The organism is Blastomonas sp., assembly GCF_046294995.1.
In the GTDB taxonomy this organism is placed as follows: Bacteria; Pseudomonadota; Alphaproteobacteria; order Sphingomonadales; family Sphingomonadaceae; genus Blastomonas.
Genome location: NZ_JBKBOG010000002.1, coordinates 166,819 through 181,266, shown reverse-complemented (window position 1 = coordinate 181,266; position 14,448 = coordinate 166,819). Strand labels below are relative to the sequence as shown.

The 14,448-nt window shown below is 66.3% G+C and carries 11 protein-coding genes; 6 read left to right on the top strand and 5 right to left on the bottom strand.

From position 1 onward, the window contains the following. Nucleotides 1-93: 93 nt before the first annotated feature. The 4 genes from ACK4R0_RS05410 to fghA all read left to right on the top strand — a co-directional run bounded on the left by ACK4R0_RS05410 (nucleotide 94) and on the right by fghA (nucleotide 5,116). On the top strand, nucleotides 94-1,932 hold the full coding sequence (locus ACK4R0_RS05410) for a copper resistance system multicopper oxidase (RefSeq protein ID WP_409671388.1): 1,839 nt from the start codon (nucleotides 94-96) through the stop codon (nucleotides 1,930-1,932). After that, a complete protein-coding gene (locus tag ACK4R0_RS05405; protein ID WP_409671385.1) occupies nucleotides 1,929-2,972 on the top strand; it encodes a copper resistance protein B in 1,044 nt (347 codons plus the stop codon). Before ACK4R0_RS05410 ends, ACK4R0_RS05405 begins: the two co-directional genes overlap by 4 nt. 180 nt (nucleotides 2,973-3,152) lie before the next feature. After that, nucleotides 3,153-4,265 carry an S-(hydroxymethyl)glutathione dehydrogenase/class III alcohol dehydrogenase gene (locus tag ACK4R0_RS05400; protein WP_409671382.1) on the top strand — a complete coding sequence of 371 codons (1,113 nt, stop codon included), beginning with the start codon at nucleotides 3,153-3,155 and terminating at the stop codon, nucleotides 4,263-4,265. Further along, entirely contained in the window at nucleotides 4,265-5,116 is an 852-nt protein-coding gene (fghA, locus tag ACK4R0_RS05395; RefSeq protein ID WP_409671379.1) for an S-formylglutathione hydrolase, read from the top strand. Before ACK4R0_RS05400 ends, fghA begins: the two co-directional genes overlap by 1 nt. A gap of 7 nt (nucleotides 5,117-5,123) precedes the next feature. Here the strand turns inward: fghA and ACK4R0_RS05390 are convergent, their stop codons facing one another. The 4 genes from ACK4R0_RS05390 to ACK4R0_RS05375 all read right to left on the bottom strand — a co-directional run bounded on the left by ACK4R0_RS05390 (nucleotide 5,124) and on the right by ACK4R0_RS05375 (nucleotide 10,316). Then, nucleotides 5,124-6,623, bottom strand: a complete 1,500-nt coding sequence (locus ACK4R0_RS05390) for a DUF4403 family protein (RefSeq protein WP_409671376.1) — start codon at nucleotides 6,621-6,623, stop codon at nucleotides 5,124-5,126. 3 nt (nucleotides 6,624-6,626) lie between these two features. Beyond that, the gene (locus ACK4R0_RS05385; protein WP_409671373.1) at nucleotides 6,627-7,973 is read right to left on the bottom strand and encodes a TldD/PmbA family protein; all 1,347 of its coding nucleotides are present in this window, start codon (nucleotides 7,971-7,973) and stop codon (nucleotides 6,627-6,629) included. A 49-nt stretch (nucleotides 7,974-8,022) separates the two neighbouring features. Continuing rightward, on the bottom strand, nucleotides 8,023-8,421 hold the full coding sequence (locus ACK4R0_RS05380) for a hypothetical protein (protein ID WP_409671370.1): 399 nt from the start codon (nucleotides 8,419-8,421) through the stop codon (nucleotides 8,023-8,025). Nucleotides 8,422-8,528: 107 nt separating this feature from the next. Then, nucleotides 8,529-10,316 (bottom strand): AMP-binding protein, encoded by a 1,788-nt coding sequence (locus ACK4R0_RS05375; protein WP_409671367.1) that lies wholly within the window; start codon nucleotides 10,314-10,316, stop codon nucleotides 8,529-8,531. 147 nt (nucleotides 10,317-10,463) lie between these two features. Between ACK4R0_RS05375 and ACK4R0_RS05370 the strand changes: the two genes are divergently transcribed. Together ACK4R0_RS05370 and ACK4R0_RS05365 are read left to right on the top strand one after the other, a co-directional pair. Then, the gene (locus ACK4R0_RS05370; protein ID WP_409671365.1) at nucleotides 10,464-11,159 is read left to right on the top strand and encodes a tRNA (guanine(46)-N(7))-methyltransferase TrmB; all 696 of its coding nucleotides are present in this window, start codon (nucleotides 10,464-10,466) and stop codon (nucleotides 11,157-11,159) included. Nucleotides 11,160-11,370: 211 nt separating this feature from the next. After that, entirely contained in the window at nucleotides 11,371-12,864 is a 1,494-nt protein-coding gene (locus ACK4R0_RS05365) for a hypothetical protein (protein ID WP_409671362.1), read from the top strand. A gap of 52 nt (nucleotides 12,865-12,916) precedes the next feature. Here the strand turns inward: ACK4R0_RS05365 and ACK4R0_RS05360 are convergent, their stop codons facing one another. After that, on the bottom strand, nucleotides 12,917-14,428 hold the full coding sequence (locus ACK4R0_RS05360) for a YifB family Mg chelatase-like AAA ATPase (RefSeq protein ID WP_409671359.1): 1,512 nt from the start codon (nucleotides 14,426-14,428) through the stop codon (nucleotides 12,917-12,919). Nucleotides 14,429-14,448 lie beyond the last annotated feature (20 nt).

Here is a 14,448-nt window from a genome sequence, read left to right as displayed (position 1 = left end):
GGCCATTGTCGCCGCCAAAAGGGTCGCGCCTGGCCGACATCGACCCTATATGCCGCAGCACGATGCTTGAGCCACGGGATATTCAGGGCGCACATGACTTACACCGTTGATCGGCGAAGGCTTCTGGCTGGCGCGGCTGCAGCCGGTACCGGAATTGCGCTGGCGCCGCTGTTTCCCGCCTGGGCACAAAGCGGCACGGCTGGTCTGGCGCACACGTTGCCCGAGGTTTCCGGCGAGGATATCCGTCTGCGGATCGCGCATCAGATGATCCGTATCGATGGCAAGCCTGCCCACGCGATCGGGATCAACGGCACCGTGCCCGGACCGCTGATCCGGCTGAAGGAAGGGCAGAACGTCCGGCTGCATGTCGAAAACACGCTCGACGAGGACAGCTCGATCCACTGGCACGGGCTGATCCTGCCGTTCCATATGGATGGCGTTCCGGGCATCAGTTTCCCGGGCATCAGGCCGCGTTCGACCTTCACCTATGAATTCCCGATCCGCCAGGCGGGGACATATTGGTACCACAGCCATTCGGGGCTGCAGGAGCAGATGGGGCATTACGGGCCGATCGTGATCGATCCTGTGGGCGTCGACCCGGTGCGGGCCGACCGCGAGCATGTCATCGTGCTGTCCGATTACAGCCCGCTCCACCCGCATACCATCTTCAGGAAGCTCAAGCAGATGGGGGGGTATTTCAACTTCCAGAAGCAGACGCTCGCCGATCAGCTGCGCGGGCAGAACCAGTCGGCCAGCCAGCGTGCCGAATGGGGGGCGATGCGGATGGACCCGACCGACATCGCCGATGTCACCGGATCGACCTATACCTATCTGGTCAACGGCCATGGCCCGCGCGACAACTGGACCGCGCTGTTCGCGCCGGGCGAAAAGGTACGGCTGCGCTTCGTCAACGCATCGGCGATGACGACGTTCAACGTGCGCATCCCGGGGCTCAGGATCACCATCGTCCAGGCGGACGGACTGCCGGTGCGCCCGGTGGCGATCGACGAGTTCCAGATCGCGGTCGCCGAAACCTATGATGCGATCATCGAGCCTGCCGACGACCGGGCCTACACGCTGGTCGCCGAAAGCGTCGATCGTTCAGGGATGGCGGTGGCGACGCTGGCGCCGCGCATCGGGATGGTCGCCGAGGTTCCACCCTTACGCAAACGCCCGCTTGCCGACATGAAGGATATGGGCATGGGCGAGATGGATGGCGCGATGGCCGGGATGGACCATGGCGCGCCGGACGCGTGCACCGCCGAACATGCCGCGATGGGGCATTGCACCCCTGCCGCCGCGATGGACCATGGCGCGATGGATCATGGTGCAATGAATCATGGTGCAATGAACCACGGCGCTGCTGCCATGGACCATTCGATGCGCGATTTTTCGGTGGTGCCCGATAGCGTCAAGAAGACCCCGACGGTGCAGACCATCTCGCCGATGCCGGTCGATCGTACCGGCGAGCCGGGGCAGGGACTCGACAATGCCGGGCACGACGTTCTGGTCTATCGCGATCTGGTCGCGCTGACCCGAAACCCCGATGTCCGCGCGCCGTCCAGAGAGCTCGAGCTGCACCTCACCGGTAATATGGAGCGCTATATGTGGGCGTTCGATGGCGTGAAGTTCTCGCAAGTGAAGGACCCGATTGCGTTCATCGAGGGCGAGCGGGTGCGGGTGAAACTGGTCAACGACACGATGATGGCGCACCCGATCCACCTGCACGGACATTTCTTCGAGCTGGTCACCGGGCATGGCGACCACGCGCCGCGCAAGCACACCGTCAACGTCCAGCCCGGCGGCACCGCGACCTTCGATTTCACCGCCGATGCTCTCGGCGACTGGGCGTTTCACTGCCATATGCTCTATCACATGCACGCCGGGATGATGCAGACCGTGACGGTGCGTCCGCGCGGGGAACAGGCGTGATCGCGCGGATGGCGCTCGCCGCGCTGATAGGGGCGGGGATGGCAGGTCCCGCGCTGGCGCAGCATGCGGGCCATACGGACCACACGGACCACACCGCGACCGATCCTGCGCCGCAGATGCAGTGCACGCCAGAGCACGCGGCGATGGGTCATTGTGCGATGCCGACCGAGGAGCCGCCCGCCGTCTCCACTCCAGCCGCCGCCACAGATCCTGCCTGTCCGCCCGAGCATGCGGCGATGGGTCATTGCACGCCAGCGCCCGCACCGCCCGCCGATCCCACGGCCTCGGGCACGGCGCTTCCTGCTGGTGATTCCCCGCCGCCTCCGCCCCCGCGCGCGGACTATGCCGACCGCATCTGGGGGGCAGAGGCGATGGCGCCGGTGCGCGATGCGCTGCGCCGCGAGCATGGCGGGATGAGCTTCAGCCAGATCATGATCGATATCGCCGAGTTGCAGGTGCGGCAGGGACGCGAAGGCTATCGCTGGGAGGCCGAAGGCTGGTTCGGCGGCGACATTAACCGGCTGGTGATCAAGACCGAGGGCGAGGGCAGCTTCGGCGAGCGAATTGAGGATGCCGAACTGCAGGCGCTCTACAGCCGGGCGATCGGGCCGTATTTCAACCTGCAGGCAGGGGTGCGGCAGGATTTCGAGCCGGCATCGCGCACTTATGCCGCGTTCGGCATCGAGGGGCTGGCGCCGTACTGGTTCGAGGTCGAGGCGCATGGTTTCGTCTCGACGCACGGCGATGTGCTCGCGCGGCTGTCGGCGAGCTATGACCAGCGCATCACCCAGCGGCTGATCCTGCAGCCACGCGCAGAGTTCAACCTCGCCGCGCAGGACGTGCGCGCCAGCGGCATCGGATCGGGGCTGTCGGATGCCGAATTCGACCTGCGGCTGCGCTACGAGATCGTCCGCGAATTCGCGCCTTATGTCGGTATCTCGCACAGCGCCAAGCTTGGCCGCACCGCCGATTTCGCGCGCGCGGCCGGCGAGGATCCGACCGTCACCAGCTTCGTGGTCGGCGTAAGGGCGTGGTTTTGATGCGCTCAGCCATATGCCATTTTTCGTCACCCCCGCGCACGCGGGGGTCCCGCTTTCTTCTAGCGTTTGCGTACAAGCGGGATTCCCGCGTTCGCAGGAATGACGAACTTCAGCCTTAACGTGCCCTCGCCAAGCTGCTAGACCCGTTCATCCCCGCTCCATCACGAAAGCCTCCGCCCCATGAAGACCCGCGCCGCCGTTGCCTTTGAAGCCAAGAAGCCGCTCGAAATCGTCGAACTCGACCTGGAAGGCCCCAAGCAAGGCGAGGTTCTGGTCGAGATCATGGCGACCGGCGTGTGCCATACCGATGCCTATACGCTCAACGGCCTCGACAGCGAGGGGCTGTTCCCCAGCGTGCTGGGGCATGAGGGTGCTGGCATCGTGCGCGAGGTTGGCGCGGGCGTGACCTCGGTCAAGCCCGGCGATCATGTCATCCCGCTCTACACCCCCGAATGCGGAAAGTGCAAAACCTGCCTTTCGGGCAAGTCGAACCTGTGCACCGCGATCCGCGCGACGCAGGGCAAGGGCTTGATGCCCGACGGCACCACGCGGTTCAGCTACAAGGGTCAGCCGATCTATCACTATATGGGCTGCTCGACGTTCAGCAACTTCACCGTGCTGCCCGAAATCGCGGTCGCGAAAATCCGCGAGGACGCGCCGTTCCAATCGGCCTGCTATATCGGCTGCGGCGTCACCACCGGGGTCGGCGCGGTGACCAAGACCGCCAAGGTCCAGCCGGGCGACAACATCGTGGTCTTCGGGCTGGGCGGCATCGGCCTCAACGTGCTGCAAGGGGCAAAGCTCGCCGGCGCCAACAAGATCATCGGCGTCGACATCAACCCCGACCGCGAGGAATGGGGCCGCAGGTTCGGCATGACCGACTTCCTCAACACCAAGGGCATGAGCCGCGAGGACACCGTCGCCAGGATCGTCGAAATGACCGATGGCGGCGCGGACTACACCTTCGATGCCACCGGCAACACCGAGGTGATGCGCACCGCGCTCGAGGCGTGCCATCGCGGCTGGGGCACCTCGATCATCATCGGCGTGGCAGAAGCCGGCAAGGAAATCGCCACCCGTCCGTTCCAGCTCGTCACCGGGCGCAACTGGCGCGGCACTGCGTTCGGCGGCGCCAAGGGCCGCACCGATGTTCCCGAGATCGTCGACATGTACATGACCGGCAAGATCGAGATCGACCCGATGATCACCCATGTGATGGGGCTCGAAGAGATCAACACCGCGTTCGACCTGATGCACGCGGGCAAGTCGATCCGCAGCGTGGTGGTGTTCTGATGCCGGTCGCTGTGGAAACCGTCTCGTCGGTCAGGAGCTTTGGCGGCGAGCAGGCGGTGCTGCGGCACGCGTCCGAGGTCACCGGCACCGACATGACCTTCTCGGTGTTCGTCCCCGATCATGCCGAGGGCACGACGATGCCGGTCGTCTGGTATCTTTCGGGCCTCACCTGCACCCAGGCCAATGTCACCGAAAAGGGCGAGTTTCGCCGTGCGTGTGCCGAGCTCGGGCTGATCTTCGTCGCGCCCGATACCAGCCCGCGCGGCGAAGGCGTGGCCGATGATCCCGATGGCGCCTACGACTTCGGCCTCGGCGCGGGCTTCTATGTCGATGCGACGCGCGAACCGTTCGCGCAGCACTATAAGATGTGGAGCTATGTCACCGAGGAGCTTCCCGAGATCATCGCCGACTGCTTCCCTGCGGACATGGACCGCCAGTCGATCATGGGCCATTCGATGGGTGGCCATGGCGCGCTGACCATAGGGCTGAGCCTGCCCGAGCGCTTCAAGGCGGTGTCGGCGTTCGCGCCGATCGTCGCGCCCTCGCAGGTGCCCTGGGGCCACAAGGCGCTGGGCGGTTATCTGGGCGAGGACCGCGCGGCGTGGCGCGCGCATGATGCGGTCGCGCTGATCGAGGATGGCGCACGGCTGCCCGAACTGCTGGTCGATCAGGGCGAGGCGGACAATTTCCTGAGCGAACAGCTCAAGCCCGATCTGCTGCAGGCCGCGTGCGACAAGGCCGGAATCGACCTGACGCTGCGGATGCAGCCGGGCTATGATCACAGCTATTACTTCATCTCGACCTTCATGGAAGACCATCTGCATTGGCATGCCGAGCGGCTGAAGGCCTGACCCTGCCTTAAGGGACGATGGTGACGCTCGCGGTGCCGCTGGCCCAGACCGGCAGGAACAGCCCTGCGCCTGCCGCCTGCAGCTGGCCGGTCCTGGCGCGGGTCAGCTCCGCCCGGATGATGACATCGCCGGTCTGCTTGTTTTCGATGGCCTGGTCGATCTTGCCGAGCAGTTCGGCGTAGTCGCGCTCGAAGTTCTGCGCGAGCATCTCGGCAATCATCTGCGCGACGCCGGGCGCGTTGACCAGATCGAGGATCAGGTCTCCCCCTGTCATGTCGGTGGTGCCGGTGACGCCGAAATCGGTAAAGCCCACCCGGCGCGAATCTTCGGCATTGACCGGTTTGCCGGTCATCCACACCGTGCCCGAGGTCGGAGAGCTGCTGCCCCGTTCCTGCGCGGAAAATGTCAGCCCCACCGCGATCCGTCCGCCGGTGGTGCCATAGATCGTCGCCGCCTTGAAGCGGGCGTCGACCGGATTGAGCCCCGGCACGATGAACGGCCGCTGCGATCGCCTGCGCAGCGCCCGGATCAGCACCGGCTCGAGCGCGCGATAATCTGCGAACACCGGAACGAAGAAAGCCAGCGCACCAGGCTCGGCATCGAGCGATTGCATCGGTGGCAGCGCGATCGGCGCGCGCGGCTCGGGCCGGTGGCCGACATAGGTTTCGGTCAGCGCGCGCATCCCCAGCCGCAACCGCAGCCTGCCATCGGTGACCTCGTATCCGCCATATTGCAGCGCGCGTGGGGTGATCCGCATCCACACCTCGGGGTTGCGCTCATTGAGCACGACCGAGGTGAAGGCGCTCGCCCAGGCCTGTTCGATCTGCCGCCTGATGCCGATCTGACCCAGCTCGCCGGGCAGTTCGCGCTCGAGCCGCGCGATCACGGGTGCCAGTTCGCGTTCGGCAGGTTCGGTCAGCGTGATCGTCTGCCCCAGAAACGTGATATGCGGTTCGGTCAACCAGTCATAGCTCAGCGACACGCTGCCACGCGGGGTCCAGTCCTGCTCCAGATCCATGCGGACGACGGCGTGCGCCATGGCCCTTGCGGTGGCGGTCTTGCGTTTGAGGATGCCTCCGATGTCCTCGGCGCGCACGACCGCGGTGATCGGGAAGGAAAAGCGCAGCTCCTTGCCCGATCCGCCGACGCGGATCGGACCGCGGGTCACCTCGCCAACGATATTGCACTTGATGGTGGGCGTCTTGACCGTCGCAATGCCAAGGTCAACGCCCGTGCTCTCGACGCAGACCTGATCGGCCTCGTTGATCCGCCACAATTCGCGCGGCACGTGCCGCTCGAGCGCACGGGCCAGATTGCCCAGTTCCGCTTCCACCGGAACGGTGATCAGCGACGGTTGGGGCTGCACCACGATGCTGTCGTCGGTGCGCGGGGGGCGGCCCCGGTCGGTCCACCCTGCGCAATAGGTCAGCAGCAGGGTCGCAGCCAGCACCACCACCGCAAGGACAGCGCCTGCGCCGAGAGCCTTGCGACGGGATAGAGCCGCCATGGGTCAGCTGCTCGCCACCACCATGCCGTCGATGCGCAAAGTGGGCACATTGACCGCATAGCGGAATTCAAGGTCGTTGGCAGGTGTCAGATGGGCGAACATGTCGACAAGATTGCCCGCGATGGTGATCTCGCTGATCGGTTCAGCGAGCTGGCCGTCGCGGATGATGAACCCGCTCGCCCCACGGCTGTAGTCGCCGGTAACCCCGTTGACGCCCATGCCGATCAGTTCGGTGACATAGATGCCGGTGGCGATGCCCGCCATCAGCGCGGCGGGGCTGTCGCTGCCCGGCTCCATGTGCAGGTTGCTCGCCCCGGTCGCAGGCGCGCCGCTGATGCCGCGTGCGGCGTGGCCGGTCGGCTGTTCGCCCAGCTGGCGGCCGGCGGCGCTGTCCATCATCCATCCGGATAGCACGCCCTTGTCGATCACCCGCCAGGCCTTTGTCGGCAGGCCCTCGCCGTCGAAGCTGCGCGAACGCAGGCCGCGCACCCGGTGTGGGTCGTCGAAAATGGTCACCGCGCTGTCGAAGATGGGCTTCCCGCGCTTGTCGAGCAGGAAGCTGGTCCTGCGCGCGATCGCGCCGCCCGAGATCGCGCCGATCAGCGATCCGATCAGCGATCCGCCGGCGCGCGGGTCGTACAATACCGGCATCGGCCCGCTGCTGATCTTGCCCGCGCCCAGCCGCGCAACTGCGCGTTCGCCCGCCCGCCTGCCGATTTCCTCGGGGGATTCGAGATCTTCGAGGAAGCGCACGGTGTGCGATGCCGAATCGCGCTCCATCGTGCCTTCGCCGCCGGCCAGTACGCTGGCGCCGATGCCATAGCGGCTGCCGCCATAGCTGCCGACGAAGCCGTGGCTGGTGGCGAGCGCCATCACCGAGCGCACCGCGCCCGCCGACCCGCCTTCGGAGTTGGTGACGCCGCTGACGCCGCGCGCCGCCGCTTCGCAGCGTTCGGCCAGATCGCGCAAGCATGCAGGGTCGGGGTCCATGCCGTCGTCGAGGTCGAGCGCGGGCAGCGGGCCGCGCGCCAGCAGCTCTTGGGGCGCAAGGCCGGCATACGCGTCTTCCGGCGCCAGCCTCGCCATCGCCACCGCGCGTTCGGCGAGCGTTGCAAGGCCCGCAGGCGTTACATCTGCGCCCGAGACGCTGGCCGATCGCCGGCCATCGAACACGCGCATGCCGATCGCGGCGCTTTCGGAACGCTGGACGTCTTCGAGCGCACCCAGGCGGATCTGAACATCGGTGGAGGCGTCGCAGGCGAAGACGGCATCTGCCGCGCTGGCTCCGGCGGCAATCGCGCGGGCCACAAGGTCTTGCGCCAGGTCTCTGGCTTGGTCGGGGGTTTGCATCAGCAGCGTTTAAGCTGCTGGTGAGGGATGGTCAATCGGACGGGTCGGCTCAGAACAGCGCCGCAAGCCCCTTGATCAGCAGGATGAACGCGAAGGGAAAGCCCAGCGCAAACATCCAGATCCCCAGCCGGTCGCCGCGATAATGCGTCAGCAGCTGCGCCTCGGAAAGGTTGCTGCGCGACAAGCCCTGCCAGCGCCGTTCCATCCGGCGGCACAGCGGAATGACGATGCCGACCAGCGCGACGAGGCCAAGATAGGGCAGGATCGACATGCCCTCGCCCCTAATCGCGCCCATCACCACGAAGATCTGCAGTCCGGTATAGGCAAGCAGCGCATAGGCGACGTGGTTGCTGATCCGTCGGTCCCATATCGTCTCGGGCACCGCAGGCTTGACGAGCGTGGAATTGTAGCGGGCGGCTTCGAACCGCTTTTCGATCGCATTGGTCATCACGACCCCCTTGATTGCCTCGTGCAGACTCCGGTCTGGGCCGACCTACACCAGCATGAGTGTGTCACTGCGATGACAGCTTGGCAAGGGGGGTTAACCTCGGCGCATCAGGCCGCAATTCCTTCGGCTCTGCGCAGCTCCTTGCGGTCGAGCTTGCCGATCAGCGTCTTGGGCAGAGCGTCGCGGATGTCGATCGCCGCGACTCGTTCGTGCTTGCCCAATTGCGGGTTGAGCCACGCCACCAGCGCCGGTCCGTCGATGGTCTCGCCGTCCTGCAGCGCGACGAACGCCTTGGGGCTTTCGCCGCGATAGGGATCGGGAATGCCGATCACCAGCGCCTCCTTGACCGCAGGGTGGGTGTACAGCACCGCCTCGATCTGGCTGGGGAAGACCTTGAACCCGCCCACCGAGATCATGTCCTTGATGCGGTCGACGATGCGGATATAACCATGCTCGTCGATCACCCCGACATCGCCGGTGCGCAGGAATTCGCCGATGAACACCTCTTCGTCGGCATCGGGACGGTTCCAATAGCCGCGCATCACCTGAGGCCCGGCAAAGATGATCTCGCCGGGCTCGCCCGGGGCCACGTCCCTGGTCGGGTCTTCCTTGTCGACCAGCCGCACCGTCGTTCCGGGCAATGGCTGGCCGATCGTGCCGGGCTTGTTCAGCCCCTCATAGGGATTGGTGGAGACGACCCCGCTGCTTTCGGTCAGGCCATAGCCTTCGACGACATTGGCGCCGGTGACCTCCTCGAACCGCGCCTTGACCTCGGCGGCGAGCGGCGCGCCGCCCGAGATGCAGGCGCGCAGGGACGCAAAATCGGTCTTGGCGATCTGCGGATTGTCGAGCAGCGCCTGGTACATCGTCGGCACGCCGGGCAGCGCGGTGACCTTGGTGCGGTTGATCGCCTTCAACGCCGCGACCGCATCGAAGCGCGGCAGCATCACGATCTCGCCGCCGTTGAGCACGGTGCGGTTGAGCACGCAGGTGTTGGCAAAGACATGGAAGAAGGGCAGCACGCCCAGGATGCGGTCGTCCTCATCGTCCTTGCGCGGATCGATCGCGTTGACCTGCCGCGCATTGGCCGAAAGATTCTGGTGGCTCAGCATCGCACCCTTCGGCGTGCCGGTGGTGCCGCCGGTGTATTGGAACAGCGCGATATCGTGCATCGCATCGATCGCCACCGGCGAGAACGCACCGTCATTGTCGATCAGCGAAGAAAAGCTGGTAATCCGCGGGTCGTCGGGCCGCTCGGCAACCTCCTTGCCCTTGAACAGGCGGTAGAACAGCGCCTTACCCGCAGGCAGCGCGCCTGCGACCGATCCGACCACCAGCCGTTCGAGCCCCGACTGGTTGAGCACCCTGACCGCGGTGGGTAGCAAGGCTGCGGCCGACAGGGTGAACAGGATCGTCGTGCCGCTGTCGGCGACCTGATGCGCCAGTTCGTCGGCGGTATACAGCGGCGAGAAATTGACCACCGTCGCGCCCGCCGCCATCGCGCCATAATAGGCCGCGACATAATGCGGCACGTTGGGCAGGAACAGCCCGATCCGGTCGCCCTTGCCGACGCCCAGCGCCTGCAGCCCCTTGGCGACGCGGCGCGCACCCAGCGCGGTTTCGGCATAGCTGTACTTGCGGCCCATGAAATCGAGCAAAGGCGCGTCCCCCTTGCGCTGTGCCGAACCGAACAGCATGTCGGGCAGCGACAGCGGGGGAAATGTCTGGTCCCAGTCGCAAGGGTGATTGTAATGCGTCGCCCAGATCGGCTGATCGGTTGAGGCGGGCACGGGCGAGGTGGGCACGGGCGAGGCGGGCACGGGCGAGGCGGGCACGGGCGAGGCGGGCACGGGCGAGGCGGGCACGGGCGAGGTGGGCAGGGCGCTGTCAGTCATTGACACGACTGTAAATAAGACATGCGCGCCGCACAAGCCGCAAGCCGTTCAGGCCGTCGCAACCGGCCCGCGCCCCTCACCAATGATACCCGCGATCTGCCGATAGCCGCTTGCATCGCAGCCCGCCTTCGCTAAGCGCTTTGCCCCATGACTGCGTACAAACCCGGCGACCCTGTATCCGTGCGGCGGCTTTATGGCCGCCAGCAGAACCACAAACTGCGCCTCGGCCAGGCCGAACTGGTCGAAAAGCTGCTGCCGCAGATCACCGTGCCCGAAGACGGCGAGATCACCTCGCAGCGCCTGTTCGGCGATGATCGTCCGCTGCACTTCGAGATTGGCTTCGGCTCGGGCGAGCACATGGCGTATCGCGCCGACATGCTGCCCGATCACGGCTTCATCGGCGCAGAGCCGTTCCTCAACGGCGTCGTCGGCGCGCTGCAGCATGTGCGGGAGAACACGCTCGCCAACATCCGGCTGCACATGGGCAACGCGATCGACGTGCTCGAGCGCATCCCCGATCGCTCGCTGAGCTTCGTCTATCTGCTCCACCCCGATCCCTGGCCCAAGGCGCGCCACGCCAAGCGGCGGATGATGAACAAGGGACCCGTCGATCTGATCGCGGCCAAGCTCAAACCCGGCGGCGAATTCCGCTTCGGCACCGATCACCCGATCTATGTCGCGCACGCGATGATGGTGATGAACGACCATCCCGCGTTCGACTGGCTGTGCGAGCGCCCCAAGGACTTTCTCGTCCGCCCAGGCGGCTGGCCCGAAACCCGCTACGAAGCCAAGGCCCGCGCGCAGGGGCACGAGGTGTGGTACTTCCGCTACCGGCGCAGATAAGCGCTGCTCTGCCTGGGTCCGATCGTGTCCGCCTGCGACGGCGTCACGGGGGCAAGGGCCGGACTTTCACCTTTCGGTAACCATGATCGGCTTATTTTGCCGGGCACCAGACCAGAACGGCGGACCGCCCATGGCGGACCGTTGGTTACGTTTGTATTCCCGCCGATCAGCTGTTCACTTCGCAAGTGCTGGGCGTTTTCGGAGCTTTCGCATGGCCAGTGACATACAGGCACGCAATGGGCTGATAGCGTTGGCATTGACGGTCGTCGCAGCGGCCCTGTTCTTCCCATGGTTTCCACTCAACCATGATACCAGTTGGTACCTTCTATCGACTGACAAGTGGCTCGACGGTGCAAGCCTGTACCGGGACATTATGGAGATAAGCCCTCCGCTCGTCTTCTATCACACAGTTCCATCGGTGCTGGTTTCACGCTTCCTGGGGGCGTCCCCCGAGTATAGCTTCATCGGCTATTGCATCGTCCTCGCAGCACTGTCTGCCGCGTGGATCATCCGCCTGCTTGCCATGTCGCCAGTGGCGGCGGCGCAACGGACAATGCTGCTTGTGGCGGTACTGGCGGCATTCTTCGTTCTGCCGATCGCCGAGTTCGGCCAGCGCGAGCATCTGATGCTGATGCTGGCGATGCCCTATCTGCTGGTGCTGGCGCTGGGCGATCTGGGACCCCAGGCTGGCCCGGCTGAGAAGATCGCGATCGGGCTGGTGGCGGCGCTGGGGCTGATGCTGAAGCCCTATCTTCTGCTGATCCCCGCAGGCATACTGCTCGCGAGGCTGGCGCGCGACCGGCAGTGGCAACGGCTGTTCGATTGGCCCAATCTGGCGCTCGGCGCCGCGTTGCTCGGTTATGTCGGCCTGATCGCTCTGGCTCACCCCGCCTATCTGGCCGATATCGTTCCGACCGGACGGCTGGTCTATTCCGCGTATGAGACCAACCCCCTCGGCTTGTGGCTGCGGCCGGAAATCGGTGCGGCACTGATCGCCGGGTGGATCGCGCTGCGCCACCGCACCGCGCTCGACCCGGTGTTGACGGCGCTGCTCGGAGGCGCGGCGGGCGCGCTGGCGTGCTATGTCATCCAGCACAAGGGCTGGGACTATCACGTCCTGCCGCTGGCCGCGTTGTTGCTGCTGGTGGTCGCATGGATCGTTCCACAGCGCGAAAGCTGGCGTGGCAATGATCGCCTGCTGGCAGTGCTGCTTGGCGCGGTCGTGCTGCTGGCGCTCGGCCATCAGATCGCCCGTGGTCCCTATCGCAATCCGCTGGCCGACGACCTTGCCGCGTTCGTGCCGGCGCCGGGGATGCGGATCACGGTGCTGAGCGCGGATTTTGCGGCCGCCTTCCCGATGGTCAACCAGGTTTCGGGCCGCTGGGTGAGCCGCTATCCCGTGCCATGGATGGTGCCGGGCGCGCATATCCGCCTGCGGCGCGGCGACTGTGCCGGGCAGGTGTGCCGCGATCTTGCCGGCGTTCTCGACCGGGCACGCGGCAACATGGTTGGCGACCTAATCGCTTACCGGCCCGAGCGGGTGTTCATCGACGAAAACCGGCGCAAGCTGTTCTTCGGCGACGAGCCTTTCGACTATCTCGCCTTCCTGCGCCAGGACGCGCGCTTCGCCCCGGCATGGTCATGCTATGCCCGGATCGGCAGCCGCCGCGGCTATGGGGTGTGGGCAAGGACTTGCGGGGAGTAGCGGCACCCGGGTCGAGCCTTTGCGCCCGACGCAGAGTAAAGCTCAGACGATCTTATCGCACCGGTGCCCGTCGCCGGTAGCTCAGCGCCTCGGCGACGTGCACCCGGCCGACCGTCTCGGCGCCGCTCAGATCCGCGATCGTGCGCGCGACGCGCAGCACCCTTGTATAGCCGCGCGCCGACAGCCGCATCGCTTCGGCGGCGCGGGCGAGCAGCTGGCGGGCGGGCTCGTCGGGGGTGGCGTGGCGTTCGAGCGCCTCGCCGTCGATCTCGGCATTGGTGCGCGCCTTGATGCCCGAATAGCGCGCGGTCTGGAGCGCGCGGGCGGCGGCAACCCGGGCGGCGACCTCGCGCGATCCTTCGGCGGGCGGGGGCAGGGTCAGGTCGGCGGCGGTAACGGCCTCGACCTCGACATGCAGGTCGATCCTGTCGAGCAGTGGCCCCGATACCTTAGCCTGATAGTCCGCCGCGCATCTGGGCGCGCGCGAGCAGCCCAATGCGGGATCGCCCAGATGCCCGCAGCGGCACGGGTTCATCGCCGCGATCATCTGGACGCGCGCGGGGAAGGTGACATGCGCGTTGGCGCGCGCGACGCTGACCTCGCCGGTTTCGAGCGGCTGGCGCAGCGAATCGAGCACGGTGCGCTGGAACTCGGGCAGTTCGTCGAGGAACAGCACGCCCAGATGCGCCATCGAGACCTCGCCCGGGCGCACCTTGAGACCGCCGCCGACAAGCGCTGCCATCGAGGCGCTGTGATGGGGTGCGCGGAACGGACGCGCGCGGCTGATCCGGCCATCGGTCAGCGTGCCTGCGACCGAGGCGACCATGGAGACTTCGAGCGCCTCTTCGGGCGTCAGCGGCGGCAGGATGCCGGGCAGGCACGAGGCCATCAATGATTTGCCCGCGCCCGGCGGACCCACCATCACCATGTTGTGCCCCCCGGCAGCGGCGATCTCGAGCGCGCGCTTGGCGGTCTCCTGCCCCTTGACCTGCTTGAGATCGGGGCCCGGCACGGGCTCTTCGGCGATGCCGGGCTTGGGCGGGCTCAGGCGGCCATTGCCCTTCAAATGGTTGAGCAGGGTGAGCAGATCGGGCGCGGCGATGACGTCGATGCCGCCTCCCCATGCGGCCTCTGCCCCTTGCGCTGCCGGGCAGATCAGCCCGCGCCCGGTCGCCGAGGCGTGCAGCGCGGCGAGCAGCACGCCTGGCGATGCGGCGATCCGCCCATCGAGCGCGAGCTCGCCGACCGCGACATATTCGCTCGCCAGCTCGGCATCGACGATCCCCATCGCCGCGAGCAGCGCGAGCGCGATCGGCAGGTCGTAATGCGAGCCTTCCTTGGGCAGGTCGGCGGGTGACAGGTTGACGGTAATCCGCTTGGGCGGCAGCGACAGGCCCAGCGAGGCGATCGCGGCGCGGACGCGTTCGCGGCTCTCGCCCACCGCCTTGTCGGGCAGGCCGACGACCGCGATGCCCTTGTTGACCCCGGGCGATATCTGCACCTGCGCCTCGACGCTGCGCGCCTCAAGCCCCAGATACGCCACAGTCTGGACGATGGCGACCATAATGCCCCCTGTTTGTTCCC

Coding starts and splice junctions, on each gene's coding strand:
- ACK4R0_RS05410 (WP_409671388.1), top strand. CDS start 94: ATGACTTACACCGTTGATCGGCGAAGGCTTCTGGCTGGCGCGGCTGCA.
- ACK4R0_RS05400 (WP_409671382.1), top strand. CDS start 3,153: ATGAAGACCCGCGCCGCCGTTGCCTTTGAAGCCAAGAAGCCGCTCGAA.
- fghA (WP_409671379.1), top strand. CDS start 4,265: ATGCCGGTCGCTGTGGAAACCGTCTCGTCGGTCAGGAGCTTTGGCGGC.
- ACK4R0_RS05390 (WP_409671376.1), bottom strand. CDS start 6,623: ATGGCGGCTCTATCCCGTCGCAAGGCTCTCGGCGCAGGCGCTGTCCTT.
- ACK4R0_RS05385 (WP_409671373.1), bottom strand. CDS start 7,973: ATGCAAACCCCCGACCAAGCCAGAGACCTGGCGCAAGACCTTGTGGCC.
- ACK4R0_RS05380 (WP_409671370.1), bottom strand. CDS start 8,421: ATGACCAATGCGATCGAAAAGCGGTTCGAAGCCGCCCGCTACAATTCC.
- ACK4R0_RS05375 (WP_409671367.1), bottom strand. CDS start 10,316: ATGACTGACAGCGCCCTGCCCACCTCGCCCGTGCCCGCCTCGCCCGTG.
- ACK4R0_RS05370 (WP_409671365.1), top strand. CDS start 10,464: ATGACTGCGTACAAACCCGGCGACCCTGTATCCGTGCGGCGGCTTTAT.
- ACK4R0_RS05365 (WP_409671362.1), top strand. CDS start 11,371: ATGGCCAGTGACATACAGGCACGCAATGGGCTGATAGCGTTGGCATTG.
- ACK4R0_RS05360 (WP_409671359.1), bottom strand. CDS start 14,428: ATGGTCGCCATCGTCCAGACTGTGGCGTATCTGGGGCTTGAGGCGCGC.